We start from the raw sequence: 17,180 nt of genomic DNA on the forward strand, positions 1-17,180 counted from the left end.
CACGATGGCACAAATCATCGGCTACGTCGCCATGTCTCATTCGCCCTTCTGGGACGAGTCCTTTGACATCACAGGACCGGGATCAAAGTTTGCGGCCGGTGCCGCGTTGATCAAGGAAAAGGTCCAGGACCTCAATCCCGACCTGATCGTGATTTTCGGACCGGACCACATGCGCAACTTCTTTTTCGATTTGATGCCGGCATTCTGCATTGGCGCCGGCGAAGTCGTGAGTTTCGGCGACTACGGCGGCCACAAGGGCCATCTTCCGCACATGGGCGGCATAGGTCGCAAAATCGTGGACAGTGTGCGGGGACGCAACTTTGACCCGGCCTTCTCGCTGCGCATGGGCATTGACCACGGCATTGTCCAGCCGTACGAGGTGCTGCTTCCGGAAATGACGACGCCGGTTCTGCCGATCATGGTCGACTGTGGCGCCGAGCCACGGCCGTCCATGCGCCGGGCTCACGAGTTTGGCCGCGCCGTCGGCGAGTCCATCCGGGCGCTGGACGAGGATCTGCGCGTTTTGGTCATCTCCTCCGGCGGGCTGTCGCACTGGGTGAAGGCCGCCTCGCCCTACGACGAATCCATCGATGACCAGACCCGCGAGTTCCTGATCGATGGCCGGGACACGGTCGTCGAATACAACGCCGCCCGTGAAGCGGGTTTGGCCGAACGCATTGCTGCAGGCCACGAAGGGGACATCAACGAAGAATGGGACCGCTGGTTCCTCGACAAGATGACCTCCGGAGATCTCGAGCCGCTGTTGGCGATGGATACCGAGGAAATGGAACGAATCGCGGGCAACGGCGCCCACGAGGTCCGGACCTGGATTGCGGGCCTCGGCGCCTGGAACGGACCCGTCGAAACTGTCGCGTACGAACCGGTGCACCGTTGGGTCACCGGAATGGGCCTTGTGGCCGCGTTCACCGAATCAACCAGGAACGACTGATATGAGTATGCAAGCAGCGCCCGGTTTCAGCACGGACCCCTTCTTCGGGTTGGAAGACCAGTGGCTCCAGACGGCGCCGGGGGAGTTGACCCACTACCACGGCGCAGGCGACGGCGTGCCGGTGGTGTTCCTCCATGGGTCAGGCAGCGGAGTCTCCGCAGCGGCCAACTGGTGGCTCAACCTGCCGGAACTTTCCGAACACTGCCAAACGATCGCCATCGATCTGCTCGGTTTCGGCCAGACGACCGCTGCGGACGGTGCCCTCTACGGGATTAAGGCTTGGGTGGAACATGTGGTCCGCGTCCTCGATGCCCTGGGCATCGAAAAGACCTGGCTGGTCGGCAACTCCCTGGGCGGTTGGGTCGCCTTCCAATTTGCCATTGACCATCCGGAGCGGCTGGCCGGCATCATCTCGATGGGCACGGGAGGTGCCCCGCGCACCAAAGCGTTGACAAGCCACGCACGCCCCACTATGACGCCCGCCGGCATACGCGAAGCCCTTTTGGACTTCGTCGTGGACTCTTCGCTGGTGACTGATGAACTGGTAGACGCACGCTACGCGGCTGCCTCCACTGCGGGTGCGGCCGAACGGTTCCGGGCGGTCATCGCTGCCCGCGACGTCGACCGGGAACAACTACCCCTGGATATTGGCGTCCTCTCCGCTCTGGACATTCCGGTGCTGCTTATCCATGGGCGTCAAGACCGGGTTATTCCTCTCAGTCGCAGTCTGCAGCTGGCCGAGGCTATCCCCCATGCTGATCTCCATGTGTTTTCGCAGTGTGGACACTGGAGCCAGGTGGAACGCGCCCCGGCTTTCAACGCGCTGGTGTCGGCGTATCTGGCAACGCACAGCTAAATTGGACAGTCACGCGAAATTCGTGTGCACAGGCGCCGTCGGCAAATCTCTGATGCGGCGCGGGGAAGGCAACGTGGATCAAAGCAGGTTCGTACATCCGATCTCATCCAGTGATTATGTGCAGTCCCTGGACAAGGGGCTCGCGGTCATCAAGGCGTTCAACAGCGAACGGCGAACCATGACGCTTACGGAAGTGGCAACCGCTACCGGGCTGTCCAAGCCCAGCGCCAGGCGATTTCTGCTGACTCTTCACGCGTTGGGCTATGTCTCCCAGACAGAAAACCGGTTCCGCTTGAGTCCCCGCGTGCTTGACCTCGGCGGATCCTATTTGACGTCCGGCGAACTTCCGGGCATCGTCAACCCGTTTTTGGCGGACCTGAATGCGGAACTGCGGGAGGCCTGCTCGGTCGGAGTGTTCGACGGCGACAACGTTGTGTACATCGCGCGGGCATCGGCACAAAAGCGCATCATGACCTTCAATGTGCAAGTGGGAACACGCATCGATCCGGTGATCACTGCACTCGGCCGGGTCCTGCTCGCGTACCTGCCGGAGCCGGATCTCAAGGCGTACCTCGATCGGAGAGAGCAACTCGCGACGCTGCCCCACTTTGCGGACGACGACGGACTACGCGAGGACCTCGCGCTCATACGCGAACGCGGGTGGTGCCTCATGGATCAGGAAGTTGAAGTCGGCGTCCGCACAATCGCAACTCCTTTGAAAAATGTCGAAGGGGTCGTTATTGCCGGGATCAACGTTGCGGTGCACACCGAACGCGTTTCCATGGAACAACTCGAGCATGAGGTTCTCCCGAAGCTCCTTGAAACACGAACACTCATCAATGAAGCTATGGCGGAATATGGCCCGGGGCTGACAAGCAACTGAACGTAGTTGTACTCTGCGGCTGTCTTGGGATCCGCTCATTGTGGGCAGTGCCGCGAACCTACGTCCAGGCACTTCCGTGGCGTTGATCAATGGCTGACAGCCCCACATTGCCCAGAGCAACACCGTCGATCGTGATTGCCCAGTTGCGCCTCGACACTGTCAATGGAAGTTGGGAGCTGATGTAGTCACGGGCCTGAGCGATGGTGGCCGGGTGGGCATTGCCAAATTGCGTCTCAAAGTCCGGGCTCTGCCGGATGCAGCGCACAGCGCGTGTGCGTCTCCAAGAGTCCAGGGGCGAAGTTCGACGGTCATAGCTCTTATCGTGCCCGACGAGTAGCGGCCGCCATCAATTTGCCCGTTAGCCGATCGGCATACGGCACGTTCCAGCCGCCTTGCTGCGGGAGAACAGGCCGGAAGAGCCTGCCTAAGGAACATCCGGACGTCACCCGTCGCCCTCAAACCCTAGGATAGAACGGTGACCGGAACCTCGAAGTCCCCCAGCCCGTCCTCCGCCTCCGCCGGATCCGAGCCGACAGCGGGAAGCAACCTCAGCTCGCTGCAGGCCGCCCGCTCCGCGGTGGCCGCACTGACCGCGGCAGGGGTGACCGACGTCGTCATTGCCCCGGGATCGCGCAGCGCCCCGCTGGCCTACGCGCTGGCGGAGGCCGAGGTACAGGGACGGGTGAAGGTGCACGTGCGGATCGACGAACGCGTCGCCGGGTTCACCGCGCTGGGCCTGGCCCGCGGCGGACACCGGCCGGCCGCCGTCGTCACCACCTCCGGCACCGCTGTGGGCGAACTGATGCCCGCCGTAATGGAAGCCCACCACGCCGGCGTGCCGCTGGTGGTGCTCTCCGCCGATCGGCCCGCCGAGCTGCACGGGACCGGCGCCAACCAGACCACCGTCCAGCCGGGGATCTTCGCCGAGTTTCCCGCCTCCACCGCGAATGTCCGTGCCGGAGACGATCCCGCCGGAGCCATCGGCGCCGCCTTCGACGCGGTCAGCGCCGGCAGCCCGGTGGGGCCGATCCACATCAACCTGCAGTTCCGCGACCCGCTGATTCCGCAGGACGGCGACACCGCCGAACTGGCAGTCCCCGACGCCGAAACCCCAGCTGAGCTCCCCGCCGAACCCGCCGCCACCGGCCGCGAGGCAGCGGCCCTGGCCAACCACCCCGGAACTCACCGCGCCGTGGTCATCGCCGGCGACGGCGCCGGCGAGATCGCGGCCCTGTTTGCCCGCCGCGCCGGACTGCCGCTGCTGGCCGAACCGTCCTCGAACGCCCGCTTCGGCCCCAACGCGATCGCCGCCTACCGGCTGCTGCTCGAGGAGCTGGGCCCGGAGATCGAGCGGGTGGTGGTCTTCGGCCGGCCCACGCTGTCCCGTCCGGTCGCCGCGCTGCTGGCCCGCCGCGACGTGGAGAAGGCGATCTATGTGCCGCGCCCGGTCAACTGGTTCACCGCCGGCCGCCGGCCCGAAACCATCATCACCGACCTGGCCGGACTCTTCGACTTCGCCGGCGAAGGCACCCCCGGCTGGCTGGAACGCTGGCAGGCCGCCTCCGCCGCGGCGTCGGCGGCGCTGTCCTCCCTGCTCGAGGGCCGGAGCGAGCTGAACGGCCTGCACGTCGCCGACCTCGTCTGGGACCACACCGACGGCAACCTGGTACTCGGCTCCTCCAACCCGATCCGCGACCTGGACCTGATGGCCGCCCCGGACTGGCATCCGCTGGACGTCTACGCCAACCGCGGGCTGGCCGGCATTGACGGCACCATCGCCACGGCGTCGGGCATCGCGCTGGCCAACGGCATCCCCACCCGGCTGCTGCTGGGCGACCTGACTTTCCTGCACGACGCCGGGGCCCTCCTGCTCGGCACCGGGGAACCGGAGCCGGACCTGCAGATCGTGGTGCTGAACGACGGCGGCGGCGGCATCTTCGCCACCCTGGAGCACGGCGCGCTGGGGGAGGAGCAGACGGAGTACACCGCCGTCGTCGAGCGCTTCTTCGGCACCCCGCACACCGTGGACGTGTCAGCGCTGGCCGCCGCCTACGGCGTGCCGCACCGGCTGGTCCGCAGCATCGACGAGCTCGACGCCGCCCTGGACGCCCCGGTCGCCGGCCGCTCCATCCTGGAGGTGCCGGTGCAGCGGGCCTCGCTGCGGGAGCTGCACGCGAAGGTCAAGCGTGCGGTGCAGGAAGTGCTCGCCTAAGCCAGATGAGTATGAGGGCAATCCAACCAGGTGATGCCACTCAAAAGACGGGTATTTGGAGGGGGCGAAAAGGGTCCAGTTTGGGCGGTTTTGGGCTTTTTTCGAAGCGGAAATGTCAGAGGCGGGTGAAAGCCTGAAGGCATGGATCAGCACAGGAGAAATCCCGGCACGGATGCCGGGCCTGAACAGGCTGCGGAACCCCGCAGTCTGGCGGTCTATGAGGCTGAGCTGGTCCCTGGCACTGTCTCCGCCGACGGTTCGTTTCCCTTCGCCGACGGCCCCACGGATGCCGAATCAGCCTCCGCGCCGGTATACCGGGACGGGTTCACCGGGTCGTTGGCCTTGCAGGGTGTCGAGGCCCTGGACGATGAAGCAGCCAGCGCGGTCCTCACACGGCTGGATCATGTGATCCGGTGGGCGCAGGCGCAGCAGGCCAAGGTCCTGCACCGCATCGAAACTGTTTACCGGGAGGACATTCGGTCCGCGACCGGAACCATCGACCCCCAGCTGGCCTTCAGCCTCGCCGCCTCGGAAGCGGCGACCATCCTGCAGTTGCCGTACAACACCGGGAAACGGCTCATGGTCCAAGCTGGAACCCTATGCCAGACCCATACCGCTACCCTGACGAAGCTGCAGGACGGCGGCATCAGCTACGGACATGTCCAGACAGTGCTGGAACAATCGGTCGGTGTGCCGCGCCCGGCAGTGCCGGACTTCGAGGCGAAGCTGCTGGAACTGGCGGACGGACAGACTCAGCCCCAGTTTGGTGTCCGGGCCCGGCGGCTGCGGAAAAAGGAGTACCCCGAGACCATCGTGGAGCGGCAACTCACTGCGTTTGAGCAGCGGAAAGTGTGTCTGGAACCGGCTCAGGACGGCATGTCCTGGCTCTCAGCGTTGCTGCCTGCGGAGAAGACGCAAGTAATCTTCACCCAGCTGTGTCAGGCCGCCCGGGGTGAGCAGGCCGCCGGGGACCCACGGACGGTGGATCAGCTGCGCGCGGACATTCTGCAGGATCTGCTGCTCAACCGCGGCGGCCACACCTGCGGCACTGCGAGCGCAGGGAAAGCCGATAAAGCAGCCGGGTCGAACATTGCCAGCGCCAAGGGTTCCCGCGCCACGAAGGATTCCAGCGCCAACGATTCCAGCACCACCTGCACCGGCGGCGGAGCCAAGGCCCGGGCCGAAATCCTGGTGCTGATCACCGCCGAAACCCTCTGCGGTGCCGACGACCAGCCCGCCGAACTGCACGGGTACGGCCCGATCAGTCCGCAGACCGCACGTCGGATGGCCCGCGAGGCCGCGAAATGGACCCCGGTGGAGCGGGATCCGGACACCGAGGAAATCCTGAGGGTGGGTCGAAGACGGAAAGTCCCCTCAGGGTTGAAGCGTTGGCTGCGGGCGCGGGATGGGACCTGCCGGTTTCCGGGGTGCCGATCGAACGTGGTGATTTCCGAGATCGACCACACCAAACCCTGGGCGCAGGGTGGGGCAACGGATCACGACAACCTCGAGCATCTCTGCCGGCGGCACCACATGTTCAAAACCGAGGGCTTCTGGAAGGCCCGACAACCCGAGCCCGGCATCATCGAGTGGACGTCACCAGCCGGCCGGACCTACCGGACCGAACCGCACTTCTCCCTTGCATCCGATGCCTCCGACGCCGAGAAACCTCCCGGACCTCCACATCGGGCCCAGCCGTATTTCCCGATCCGGAACGTGCCGGAGAGCGATGGCCCGGATGACTACGGCGGAAACACACCGCCGTTCTAGGTGCCTTTCCCTCGTGCATCTCCGCCGCCGTCCCGGCCAAAACAAAAGCAGCCCTCCCGCACGCCATGTGCGGGAGGGCTGCTGCGTCCAGGCGTGAAGTCCTAGAGCACCTTGGAGAGGAACTCGCGGGTGCGGGGGTGCTGCGGGTTATCCAGCACATCGCTCGGACGGCCCTGCTCGACGACGACGCCGCCGTCCATGAAGACCACGCGGTCACCGACCTCGCGGGCGAAGCCGATCTCGTGGGTCACCACCATCATGGTCATGCCTTCCTCGGCCAGATTGCGCATGACCGCGAGCACGTCGCCCACCAGTTCGGGGTCCAGGGCGGAGGTGGGCTCGTCGAAGAGCATCATGTCCGGATCCATGGACAGCGCCCGGGCGATGGCCACGCGCTGCTGCTGGCCGCCGGAGAGCTGGGCGGGGAAGGCGGCGCCGCGGTCGCCCAGGCCCACTTTGTCCAGGTTCTTGCGGGCGATCTCCTCGGCCTCGGCCTTGCCGCGCTTCTTGGCGCGGCGCTGGGCCAGGGTGAGGTTGCGCAGCACGTTCAGGTGCGGGAAAAGGTTGAACTGCTGGAACACGATGCCGATCCGGGTGCGGACCTTGTCCAGGTCCGTCTCGGGATCGGTGATGTCCACGCCCTCCACCAAGATGGTGCCGCTGGTGGGCTCCTCCAGACGGTTGACGCAGCGCAGCAGGGTGGACTTGCCGGAACCCGACGGGCCGATCACGCAGACCACTTCACCCTGGTCCACGTGGAAGTCGATGCCCTTGAGGACCTCGTTGGAGCCGAAGCTCTTGTGCAGGTTCCGCACTTCAATGGCGGGCACCGCGTTGCTGGCGGCGACGGGGGAGCTGAATGCTGCAGTGCTCATGGCAGTCACCGGCCTCTCTGGTTGTGGCGTTCAAGCCTGGCCACCAGCTGCGTGAGCGGCAGCGTGATGATCAGGTACATCAGGGCGGCCAGCACCAGTGGAGTGGCGTTGGCATTCTGCGAGACGGCGTCGCGGGCGAACGTGGTGAGTTCACGGTCCGCCAGCGCCATGCCGGCGATGAACAGCAGCGAGGTGTCCTTGATCAGGATGACCAGCTCGTTGGTCAGCGGCGGCGTGATGATGCGGAAGGCCTGCGGGAGGGTGACCGACACCATGGTCCAGGCCGGGCCCATGCCCAGGGACCGGGCCGCTTCGATCTGGCCCGGCGGAACCGCCTGGATGCCGGCGCGGATGGTCTCGGCGATGTAGGCGGCGGACACGACGATCAGGGCGATCAGGCCGGCCCCGGCGTTGCCGCCCGGCGGACGCCAGGAGAACGCGATCGGCACGGCGAAGGCAAAGGCGAAAATCACCAGCAGGGCCGGCAGGCCGCGGAAGATTTCAATGTAGGCGGTGGCGGCCCAACGGTAGGGGGCCACGGGGGACAGCTTCATCAGGGCCAGGATCAGGCCGAGAATCAGGCCGCCGGTAAACGCGATCGCGGTGTAGATGATGGTGTTTTTGGCGGCCACCGTGATGATGGTCGGGAATGCTTCCTTGGCCACTTCGGGGTCAAAGAAGTTCACCCCGATGGCTTTCCAGTCCGCAAGCAGGACTACGGCCAGGACGACCAGGATAAAGACGGCATACAGGACGCCCCGGAAGAGGCGTCTGCGGGTGGAGGGTTTCAAGGTGGAGCCTTCCGCGGAAGATATGTGTGGCGCCGTCCCGGATTAGATCGCAACCCGGGACGGCGGAACGTTCAGTGCTTGTCAGTGCTTATTCAGCAAAGTACTTATCGTAGATTTCTTGGTACTTGCCGTTGTCCCGAAGCTCGGTCAGCTGGGTGTTGATCTCTTCGATCAGGGCCGTATTTTCCTTCTTGGTGGCGAAACCGTAGGACTCGTCCGTCTCGTACTCTTCAACAATGTCGAAGTCGCCGTCGGCGGTATGCGCCGTGTTCACTGCGATGTCCTGCAGGACCGCGTCGACGCTTTCACCCTGAATGGCCTGGAACAGTTCGCCGTCACCGGGGTACTCGATGATTTCGGCATCCTGGACGTTTTCCTGTGCGTAGGCGGCACCGGTGGTGGACTGCTGCACGCCAACCCGCTTGCCGGCGAGATCCTCAATGCCCTGGATATCCGATCCCTTAGGAACCATCAGGGTCTGCAGGGAGTCGTAGTACGGGTCGCTGAACAGCAGCTTGTCGGCACGCTCGGGCGTGATGGTGACGGCGCTGGCGCTCAGGTCGCACATCCCCGCGGTGACGGCAGTCCCGCCCTGGATGGCTTCAAAGCCCTGCTGCTGGATTTCCATTTCCAGGCCCATCCCGGTGGCGACCTCCCGGATCAGGTCGATATCAAAACCGGTGTATTCCCCGTCCTCCACATACTCGAACGGTACGTAGGGGATCTCGGAGCAAACGGTCAGGGTGCCCTCGGAAACCAGTCCGAGTCCGGAGTTGGCACCGGACTCGCTGGAGGAATCATCTCCACCGCAGGCGGTCAGCGCCAGGGCGCCCAGAGTCACTGCGGCAAGGGCGGTTCTGCGTGCTTTTGTCAGCATGGATCTATAACCTTTTCGTGGACGGAGCCAGTGGCGATTGCCCCTTCAAAAACAGATGAAAGCAATCTAGATTCTACGCAGGTCTGATTTCAGCGGACGCATTGACGGCGGAAATCCGTCCGTCCGTCGGGCAGGCGGTTGGCGCAGATGCGCCTATTCCGTGAAGTACTTGTCGTAAAGCTCGGTGTACTTTCCATTTTCACGCATGGCGGCGAGCTGCTTGTTGACCTCTTCAACCAGCTTCTCACTGCCTTCCTTCTTCATGGCCAGGCCGTACGCCTCACCGGTGGGGTAAGTGGCAACGATCCTGAAGGAATCACCGTCCGTGTGGGCAAGGTTTACGGGCAGATCCTGCAGGACGCCCGCAATGTTGCCTGCCTGCAGCGCCTGGAAGAGTTCGGCGTCAGTCTGGTAGGAGATGATTTCGGTGTCGGAGGGCGCGTTGTCGCGGGCGTAGCTTTCACCGGTGGTGCCCTGCTGGATGCCGATCTTCTTGCCGGCCATGTCCGCCAGGGACTTGGCCGTGGAATCAGCCGGCACCAGCAGCGACTGCAGCGAGTCGTAGTAGGGGTCGGAGAACGCCAGGTTCTTCTCGCGTTCCGGGGTGATGGAGACTGCCGCGGCAATCAGGTCGCACTGGTTGGCGGCGAGGACGGTGCCGCTCTGCAGGCCGTCAAAGCTGGCGTTCTGCACTTCCAGCTCGAGGCCCATGCCGGCGGCGATTTCCCGGGTCAGGTCCATGTCGAAGCCGGTGTATTCGCCGTCGTCGCCCACGTATTCAAAGGGCTGAAACGGAACGTTGGAGCAGACGGTCAGCGCACCCTCGTTGACCAGAGGGATTCCGGACTCCGTTTCCGCCGTATCGCCGCCGCTGCAGGCAGTTGCGGTCAGGGCGCCGAGAGCCAGGACGGCTGCAAGTGCGGTGCGTGCTTTGTTCAGCATGGGAAAACAACCTCAGATCGGAAAAAGACGGGACCAGTTCCGGCGAACCGGAGCACATCAGGCCTGCATAAATATGCAGGCTCCCTCAATTGTACGCACTCCCGGGAGGTCCTTCTACACGTCGTTGGTCACACCGTCAAGGGGCGGATTCCGCTAGGACCCCTGCACCGCACCCACGGCCCGGTCCAGGTCCAGCGCTTCGAGCATGGGCCGAAACTTGCTCCAGGTCTCCGCCAGTTCCGCTGCCGGGTTCGACCCGGCCACAATGCCGCAGCCGGCATACAGGCGCACGGTGCGGGGACCCTCGATGACGGCACCGCGCAGGGCGATGCCCCATTCGCCGTTGCCTTCGGCATCCATCCAGCCGACCGGCCCGGCATACGGCCCGCGGTCCATGTGCTCAAGTTCGCTGATCAGCTCGCCGGCAACGCTGGTCGGAAAACCGCAGACGGCAGCCGTGGGGTGCAGTGCCTCCACCAGTGCCAGCGAGGTGGGAATCCCCCCGTCGGCGCCGGGAGCCAGATCCGCGGCGACGTCGGACGCCAGATGCCACACATTGGGCAGTTCCAGCACGAAGGGCTCGGTGTGCGAAGTCATCGACGAGGTGAACGGTTCCAGCTGGCGGGTCAGCGAATCGATGGCGATCTGGTGCTCGTGCCGCTGCTTGTCCGAGCCGGCCAGCACCCGCTGCGCATATTCCGGATCGTCCGCCGGCGCGGTGGCCCGGTCCAGGGTTCCGGCCAGGACGCGGGCGCGGGCGACACCGTTTTCCACCTTGATCAGCATCTCCGGCGTGGAGCCGATCAGCCCGTCCACCGAGTAGGTCCAGCAGCTGCGGTAGCGCAGGGCCAGCTCGCGCAGCACCTGCGCCGCGGAAACCGGGGATCCCAGCGAGGCCACGATGTCGCGGGCCAGGACGATCTTGCTCAGGTCTCCGGCGTTGATGTGCGCCACCGAGCGGGCGACGGCGTTCTTCCACTCGGCCTCGCTGAGGTTGCCGGGCAGAATTTTGTCTTCGGGATCCGGTTCCCGGGCCACCGGCACCTCGTCCAGGTAATGGGCCAGGGCCGCCTGCGCGGTGGCCAGGCTCAGCTCGGCGTCGGGGTCCGCCGTCGTCTGGGTGATCCAGGCGACGCCGTCGCGGCTGCCGACAATGATCTCCGGAACCACCAGCCGGGATTCAAAGGGGGAGCGCTTGGAAAAGCCGAAGGAGCCGAAAGCGGCCAGTCCGCTGCCGGGAACGACCAGCGGATTCTCGACGTCGGCGTCGGAGGCGAGCTTCAGCCACCACTGCTGAGCGTCGGCGAACCGCTCCGGGCCGCTGGCGGTGAACCGTGCGCTTTCACCGAAGCCCACCAGCCCCTCACCGCTGCGGATCCAAGCAAGCTGGTCATTGAGGACCAGGTACTCCAGGAGCCCGATTGTGGCGGACAGCTCACCAATGGGCACGGTCAGGGAACGCAGGGTGGTCATAATGACTCCAGCCTACTCCCCGCACGGATGTGCAATGGATTACCTGCCTCACCGCCGCGGCTGCCCGCCGCCCCGCCGGTGAGGAACCAGACACAGCCGCCCGGCGTTCGGTCCCGTGCACATTCTTTGAGACAATGATCGAGTGAATCGCGCATCGTTGGATAAACGCCCGGATGAAGTCGCTGCCATGTTTGATGACGTGGCGCCGAACTACGACATTGTGAACGACGTGCTGTCCCTGGGACAGACGCGCCGTTGGCGCCGCATCGTGGTGGACGCCGTGGGCGCCGCTCCCGGCCAGCGGGTCCTGGACCTGGCCGCCGGAACGGGCACCTCCAGCGAGCCCTACGCCGACGCCGGCATCAACGTGGTGGCCTGCGACTTCTCCCTCGGCATGCTCAAGGTCGGCAAGCGCCGCCGCCCGGACATCGACTTTGTGGCCGGCGACGCCACCAACCTGCCGTTCGAGGACAACTCCTTTGACGCATCCACCATCTCCTTCGGCCTGCGCAACGTGAACGAACCGAAAAAGGCGCTCGCCGAGATGCTGCGCGTCACCAAGCCCGGCGGCCGTCTGGTCATCGCCGAGTTCTCCTCGCCCACCCAGCCGGCATGGCGGACCATTTACACCGAATACCTGATGCGTGCGCTGCCGCCCATCGCCCGCGTGGTTGCTTCCAACCCCGACGCCTACGTCTACTTGGCCGAATCCATCCGTGCCTGGCCGAACCAGGACCAGCTGGCCGGCTGGATCACCGAATCCGGCTGGGAAAACGTGGCCTACCGAAACCTCACCGGCGGCATCGTGGCTGTGCACCGCGCTGTAAAGCCGGGGAGGACAGCCATCTAAGTGAACGTCCTCATCGTTGGAGCCGGCCCCGCCGGTTCCACTGCCGCTTACTACCTTGCCCGGGCGGGAGTGGAAGTCACCGTCCTGGAAAAGACCTCCTTCCCGCGGGAGAAGGTCTGCGGCGACGGGCTCACCCCGCGTGCCGTCCGGGAGATCCAACTCCTGGACCTGCCGCATGACGAAGCCGACGGCTGGCGGCGGAACAAGGGACTGCGCCTGATCGCAGCGGGCCGCACCGTGGAACTGCCCTGGCCGGTTCTCTCGGACTTCCCGAACTACGGGCTGATCCGCACCCGGCTGGGCTTTGACGAGGCACTGGCCCGGCACGCGCAGGCGGCGGGCGCCCGCATCCTGGAACGCCACTCGGTCACCTCGGCACTGCGCGACGACGCCGGCCGGGTCACCGGCGTGGTGGCCAACGTGCTCGACGACGACGGCCGGCGCACCGGGGAAACCCGCGAGTTCTTCGCCGACGTCGTGCTGGCCGCCGACGGCAACTCCAGCCGCACCGCGCTGAGCCTGGGCATTGAAAAGCGCGACGACCGGCCGCTCGGCGTGGCCGTGCGCACCTACTTTGAAAGCCCGCGCACCAACGACGACTGGATGGAAGGCTGGCTGGAGCTTCCCGACGCCGCCGGAAAACCCCTGCCCGGCTACGGCTGGATTTTCGGGGTGGGCGACGGCACCTCGAACGTGGGCCTCGGCATCCTGAACACCTCCAAGGAATTCGGCAAGCTGGACTACCGCAAGGTCCTGCGCGACTGGACCGCCGGGATGCCCGCCGAATGGGGTTTCACCCCGGAGAACCAGGTGGGGGAGATCCGCGGTGCGGCCCTGCCGATGGGCTTCAACCGGACCCCGCACTACTCGCCGGGGCTGCTCCTGCTCGGCGACGCCGGCGGCATGGTCTCACCGTTCAACGGCGAGGGCATCTCCTACGCCATGGAGTCCGCCCGGTTCGCCGCAGACTTCATCGTGGCCGCGCAGGCCGAGGCACGCACTCCGGGCCTGCTGTCCGCCTCGGCGGCCTTCGATTCCCGGCTCTCCGGCTATGCCGACCACATCCGGTCCGAATGGGGCAGCCACTTCACGCTTGGCCGGATCTTCGCCGGCCTGATCGGCAAACCAGCCATCATGAAGCTGGCCCTGCGCACCGGCATGCCGATCCCGGTGCTGATGCGGTTTGTGGTCCGGATGCTGGCCAACCTCACTGACCACAGCAGCAAGGGTTTGGAGGATAGAGTTATCGCCGTGCTGGAAGCTCTTGTTCCGGCCGCCTCGAACCAAGATGCAGGCCCCGTCCCGCTGTCCAACCCGCTCCGACGAAAAGTTAGTCTAAAACCGTGACTGAATCCTCGAACACCAGCCCGGATACTGCCGCTGACGATGCCGTGCGCGCGCTGCCGGCCGGATTCGCACTGATCGCCGAAGACCCGCAGCTGGGTCCCTCGATCGCTGCGACCCTGGAGCAGGTCGAAGTCCAGCTTCTGGGCGCGATCTCCCAGTCGGATCCCTTTGCCAACGCCACCTCGCGCCACCTGGCGCAGGCCGGCGGCAAGCGGATCCGTCCGCTGCTGGTACTGCTGGCCTCGCATCTGGGTCCGGAACCGAACAACGCCAAGGTGGTCCAGTCCGCCGTCGTCGTCGAACTGACGCACCTGGCCACCCTCTATCACGACGACGTGATGGACTCCGCGCCGCTGCGCCGCGGCGCCCCCACGGCGCACGAGGTTTGGGGCAACTCGGTGGCGGTACTGACCGGCGACCTGATTTTTGCCCGCGCCTCGTCCCTGGTGTCCGAACTCGGCGGGGAAGCCCTGGGGATCCAGGCCCGGACCTTTGAGCGGCTCTGCCTGGGCCAGCTGCACGAAACCGTCGGCCCGCACGACGGCCAGGACCCGCTGGAGCACTACCTGTCGGTGATTTCCGGCAAGACCGCGTCGCTGATCGCGGCGTCGGGCCAGATGGGTGCGCTGTTCTCCGGTGCCACCCGGCAGGCAATCGACATCATGGTGGAATACGGCGAGAAGGTCGGCACCGCCTTCCAGCTGGCCGACGACGTCATTGACGTCACCGGCCGCGAGGCCAAGTCCGGCAAGACGCCGGGCACCGACCTGCGCGAAGGAGTGCCCACCCTTCCGGTGCTGCTGCTGCGCCGCAAGGCCGCCGCGGGCGATGCCGAGGCCGCAGCCGTGCTGGAACTGGTGGACGGGGACTTGAGCTCGGACGCGGCGCTGGAGGCCGCCGTCGAGGCGCTGCGGGAAAACCCGGCCACCGCCGAAGCTTGGGCAGTGGCCCGGCAGTGGTCCGATGAGGCGGTGGCGGTGCTCGAGCCGCTGCCCGATTCGGTGGTCAAGCAGGCGCTGGCCAGCTTCGCCCGGGCCGTGGTGGAGCGGGACGTCTAGAGCCCGTACTCCGAGACCGTGAGGACCGCCCGCAGCTCGGCGGCCTTCCGGGCGCGGACGGCCGGATCAACGATCGGGCGCTTGGGCGTGAAGTAGAGTCCGTCGTTGTCCCAGCGGGGCAGCACATGCTGGTGGTAGTGCCAGACGTGCTGGCTGCCGGCCGGCTCGTTGTGCTGGCGCGTGGTGACGCCGTCGGGCCGCCAGGCCGTCTTGATGGCCACCGCAATGTCCCGGGTGACGATCATGAGGCGGGCGGCGACGTCGTCGGGCAGTTCATACAGCAGCTCGAAATGCTCGCGCGGGGTCACCAGGACGTGGCCGGGCTCCGGATCGAAGCCGTGCGAGGCGATGAACGCGAGGACCAGGTCATCGGAATAGACCAGGTCCCCGGGCTCGCACAGGTTGCCCGGAAACCGGTACTCCCCGGAAGCCATGTCGCAGAACGGGCACTGGTAATTCTCCGGTGCGTGGCTGGGCCACACCGCGTTCCGCGGTGCGTCGCCAACGGTGCCGGGCTGCTGCATTCAGGGCTCCTTAGTTCGGGTCTTCCTCGAAGACCCACTCGAACATGTCAAAGACGTATTCGCTGAACGTTCCTTCTTCGCTCTGCCAGTCGCCGCGCGCGTTGTTGCGGCGCCAGACGATCGGATCCGGAACGTCGAGCTGGTCCACGCGGAAGCCCCAGGCAAACTTCTCGTCCTCGTCTTCGAGGAAGAGCAGGTAGCCGTCTTCGATCTCCAGCTCATCCGGATCCCAGAAGAAGTGGAACGCCTCCATGAGGTCTTCGCAGTTGCCCAGTGCCAGGTAGAACTCGCGCAGCACCAGGGGAATGCTGAAGTCATGGGCGTCCAGCATCTGGTTGAGGATGTCGGCGGGAATGCCGTCTTCCTCTTCGCGCCAGTCATCCTCCAGATACTTGGGGACCAGGGCTTTGAATTTGTCCAGGAACATTTCACTCAATAGGGGTCTCCAAAATTGCGGGTGGTGTACTTCAATCCTAGCCGGGTGCGGACCGCGCTCAGCGCACGCGAACGGCCAGCCGGGGATAGTCGATCACGGCGCCGTCGGCATCCACTGCCAGCTCGGCGGTGAAGTCGCGGGTGGCTGAACTGTAGAGCACGACGGCGTATCCGCGGTTCGCGTCGTAGGCCGAAACCTGCGAATAGACCTGGCTGCTGGGCAGTACCCGCAGACTGGGCATTTCCACCCACGCCATGGTGAGTTTCGTGTCGTCGTCGGGGGCCGAGCCGGTCAGCAGGTCCAGGCGGAGGATGGGCATCGTGTTGGTCATGGGACACAGGGCCAGGTCCACATCCTGGGCGTTGTCCAGGGCGCGCGGGTCTGTGATTCCCGGGGCGGGCAGTCCGGCGTCGCCGGTCACTTCGGTTTCCGCGCTCCACTTCCCGTCCTGGGACCGGGTGAGCTCGAGGGACCGCGACCAGCTCGGCGCCGCGACCTGGATGCTGAACCGGCGGGTGACCCAGCCGGTGGAGGTGGAGAGGGTCCATGAAGCGGTGTAGTCCTCGGTCACCGAGGTGCCGCCGGCTGCGAGCTCACGGGCTCGGAAGGATACAGCTGCGGTTTCACGGCGTGCAGGGTTGTCCACGCCCTGCCAGCGGAAGATTCGGGCGGGCTGCACGCTGTTATCCATCCCTACACCCTATGGTTCCCGTGCCGCGGGCGGCAACGGCGGATTTCGGGTGCGTCGGTGGGCGTCGAGTGATGTGATCGAGTCCTGCCCGGTCGTCGAGTGTGCAGGTCGTGCCGGTTTCCAGTGCCCCTTGTCGAGCGCCCGTTGTCCGAGCTGACGCCTGTTAAGCGCCCGTTGTCCGAGCTCACGCCGTTTTCAGCGCAGAATTCGTGCGTTTTCTCGCCTCTCGGCGCGGGGGTGCAAGGACTCTTGCGGCCCGGTGGCGGCGCCTCCCCGGGGAAATCTCTCGTGCAGATAATGCGCTCTGCCGGCCTCGACGAGGATCCTTCGTGCAGACAATGCACTCTCAACGGCGGAGTTCGACGGTTAGAGGCCCTGATCTGCACGATAGATTTCCGCTGAGGCCCTTATCTGCACGAAGGATCTTCCCCCCCTCCGCCGAGTGTGCACTTGTGGCGACATCCGGCGGGCACTCTCTCGCCGAGAATGCAGATCTACCGACCAAACGGCAGCGCAACCCGCCAGAGCTGCACTCTCGCGGAAGGGAGCCCGCCAGAGCTGCACTCTCGCGGAAGGGAACCCGCCAGAGCTGCACTCTCGCGGAAGGGAGCCCGCCAGAGCTGCATTCTCGGGGAAGGGAGCCCGC

Annotated in this window: 16 protein-coding genes; 8 read left to right on the top strand and 8 right to left on the bottom strand. The window is 65.5% G+C overall.

The window, feature by feature from the left end; translation table 11 throughout:
• The first annotated feature begins 4 nt into the window (after window positions 1-4).
• The 5 genes from QNN99_RS02200 (at window position 5) to QNN99_RS02220 (ending at window position 6,670) form a co-directional block, all read left to right on the top strand.
• Window positions 5-949: a DODA-type extradiol aromatic ring-opening family dioxygenase gene (locus QNN99_RS02200; RefSeq protein WP_229964777.1), complete on the top strand. Its 945-nt coding sequence runs from the start codon at window positions 5-7 to the stop codon at window positions 947-949.
• A 1-nt stretch (window position 950) separates the two neighbouring features.
• A complete protein-coding gene (locus QNN99_RS02205; protein WP_229964778.1) occupies window positions 951-1,805 on the top strand; it encodes an alpha/beta fold hydrolase in 855 nt (284 codons plus the stop codon).
• Between the two features lie 118 nt (window positions 1,806-1,923).
• The gene (locus tag QNN99_RS02210) at window positions 1,924-2,688 is read left to right on the top strand and encodes an IclR family transcriptional regulator domain-containing protein (protein WP_229964779.1); all 765 of its coding nucleotides are present in this window, start codon (window positions 1,924-1,926) and stop codon (window positions 2,686-2,688) included.
• A 475-nt stretch (window positions 2,689-3,163) separates the two neighbouring features.
• On the top strand, window positions 3,164-4,900 hold the full coding sequence (gene menD, locus QNN99_RS02215; protein ID WP_229964780.1) for a 2-succinyl-5-enolpyruvyl-6-hydroxy-3-cyclohexene-1-carboxylic-acid synthase: 1,737 nt from the start codon (window positions 3,164-3,166) through the stop codon (window positions 4,898-4,900).
• A gap of 141 nt (window positions 4,901-5,041) precedes the next feature.
• On the top strand, window positions 5,042-6,670 hold the full coding sequence (locus tag QNN99_RS02220) for an HNH endonuclease signature motif containing protein (RefSeq protein WP_229964781.1): 1,629 nt from the start codon (window positions 5,042-5,044) through the stop codon (window positions 6,668-6,670).
• A gap of 101 nt (window positions 6,671-6,771) precedes the next feature.
• Here the strand turns inward: QNN99_RS02220 and QNN99_RS02225 are convergent, their stop codons facing one another.
• The 5 genes from QNN99_RS02225 to QNN99_RS02245 form a co-directional block, all read right to left on the bottom strand.
• The gene (locus QNN99_RS02225) at window positions 6,772-7,545 is read right to left on the bottom strand and encodes an amino acid ABC transporter ATP-binding protein (protein ID WP_229964782.1); all 774 of its coding nucleotides are present in this window, start codon (window positions 7,543-7,545) and stop codon (window positions 6,772-6,774) included.
• A gap of 5 nt (window positions 7,546-7,550) precedes the next feature.
• Window positions 7,551-8,336, bottom strand: coding sequence for an amino acid ABC transporter permease (locus QNN99_RS02230; protein ID WP_229964783.1), 786 nt, complete (start codon window positions 8,334-8,336; stop codon window positions 7,551-7,553).
• An 88-nt stretch (window positions 8,337-8,424) separates the two neighbouring features.
• Window positions 8,425-9,213, bottom strand: a complete 789-nt coding sequence (locus tag QNN99_RS02235) for a transporter substrate-binding domain-containing protein (protein ID WP_229964784.1) — start codon at window positions 9,211-9,213, stop codon at window positions 8,425-8,427.
• A gap of 153 nt (window positions 9,214-9,366) precedes the next feature.
• Window positions 9,367-10,155: a basic amino acid ABC transporter substrate-binding protein gene (locus tag QNN99_RS02240; RefSeq protein WP_229964785.1), complete on the bottom strand. Its 789-nt coding sequence runs from the start codon at window positions 10,153-10,155 to the stop codon at window positions 9,367-9,369.
• 153 nt (window positions 10,156-10,308) lie between these two features.
• Window positions 10,309-11,628 (bottom strand): isochorismate synthase, encoded by a 1,320-nt coding sequence (locus QNN99_RS02245; protein WP_231712021.1) that lies wholly within the window; start codon window positions 11,626-11,628, stop codon window positions 10,309-10,311.
• A gap of 142 nt (window positions 11,629-11,770) precedes the next feature.
• Here QNN99_RS02245 and QNN99_RS02250 point away from each other — a divergent pair, with 142 nt between their 5' ends.
• From QNN99_RS02250 to QNN99_RS02260, 3 genes are read left to right on the top strand one after another with little or no spacing between them, the layout of a single operon-like run.
• Window positions 11,771-12,478, top strand: a complete 708-nt coding sequence (locus QNN99_RS02250) for a demethylmenaquinone methyltransferase (RefSeq protein WP_229964786.1) — start codon at window positions 11,771-11,773, stop codon at window positions 12,476-12,478.
• Window positions 12,479-13,825: a geranylgeranyl reductase family protein gene (locus tag QNN99_RS02255; RefSeq protein ID WP_229964787.1), complete on the top strand. Its 1,347-nt coding sequence runs from the start codon at window positions 12,479-12,481 to the stop codon at window positions 13,823-13,825.
• Window positions 13,822-14,883 (top strand): polyprenyl synthetase family protein, encoded by a 1,062-nt coding sequence (locus tag QNN99_RS02260; RefSeq protein WP_229964788.1) that lies wholly within the window; start codon window positions 13,822-13,824, stop codon window positions 14,881-14,883. Before QNN99_RS02255 ends, QNN99_RS02260 begins: the two co-directional genes overlap by 4 nt.
• Here QNN99_RS02260 and QNN99_RS02265 read toward each other — a convergent pair.
• The 3 genes from QNN99_RS02265 to QNN99_RS02275 are packed head-to-tail and all read right to left on the bottom strand — an operon-like array spanning window position 14,880 to window position 16,534.
• Window positions 14,880-15,407 (bottom strand): HIT family protein, encoded by a 528-nt coding sequence (locus QNN99_RS02265; protein WP_229964789.1) that lies wholly within the window; start codon window positions 15,405-15,407, stop codon window positions 14,880-14,882. The genes QNN99_RS02260 and QNN99_RS02265 overlap by 4 nt on opposite strands.
• A 10-nt stretch (window positions 15,408-15,417) precedes the next feature.
• Window positions 15,418-15,843: a hypothetical protein gene (locus QNN99_RS02270; protein WP_229964790.1), complete on the bottom strand. Its 426-nt coding sequence runs from the start codon at window positions 15,841-15,843 to the stop codon at window positions 15,418-15,420.
• A gap of 58 nt (window positions 15,844-15,901) precedes the next feature.
• The gene (locus tag QNN99_RS02275) at window positions 15,902-16,534 is read right to left on the bottom strand and encodes a putative glycolipid-binding domain-containing protein (RefSeq protein WP_229964791.1); all 633 of its coding nucleotides are present in this window, start codon (window positions 16,532-16,534) and stop codon (window positions 15,902-15,904) included.
• Between the last annotated feature and the right edge of the window lie 646 nt (window positions 16,535-17,180).

Origin of the sequence: Arthrobacter sp. zg.Y820 (genome assembly GCF_030125555.1) — a bacterium.
Lineage (GTDB): Bacteria > Actinomycetota > Actinomycetes > Actinomycetales > Micrococcaceae > Arthrobacter_B.

Bases quoted from the DNA above. Each gene is read 5' to 3' on its own strand.
- QNN99_RS02235 (WP_229964784.1), bottom strand. From the start codon at position 9,213: ATGCTGACAAAAGCACGCAGAACCGCCCTTGCCGCAGTGACTCTGGGC.
- QNN99_RS02205 (WP_229964778.1), top strand. From the start codon at position 951: ATGAGTATGCAAGCAGCGCCCGGTTTCAGCACGGACCCCTTCTTCGGG.
- QNN99_RS02200 (WP_229964777.1), top strand. From the start codon at position 5: ATGGCACAAATCATCGGCTACGTCGCCATGTCTCATTCGCCCTTCTGG.
- QNN99_RS02245 (WP_231712021.1), bottom strand. From the start codon at position 11,628: ATGACCACCCTGCGTTCCCTGACCGTGCCCATTGGTGAGCTGTCCGCC.
- QNN99_RS02240 (WP_229964785.1), bottom strand. From the start codon at position 10,155: ATGCTGAACAAAGCACGCACCGCACTTGCAGCCGTCCTGGCTCTCGGC.
- QNN99_RS02275 (WP_229964791.1), bottom strand. From the start codon at position 16,534: ATGGATAACAGCGTGCAGCCCGCCCGAATCTTCCGCTGGCAGGGCGTG.
- QNN99_RS02265 (WP_229964789.1), bottom strand. From the start codon at position 15,407: ATGCAGCAGCCCGGCACCGTTGGCGACGCACCGCGGAACGCGGTGTGG.
- QNN99_RS02220 (WP_229964781.1), top strand. From the start codon at position 5,042: ATGGATCAGCACAGGAGAAATCCCGGCACGGATGCCGGGCCTGAACAG.
- QNN99_RS02225 (WP_229964782.1), bottom strand. From the start codon at position 7,545: ATGAGCACTGCAGCATTCAGCTCCCCCGTCGCCGCCAGCAACGCGGTG.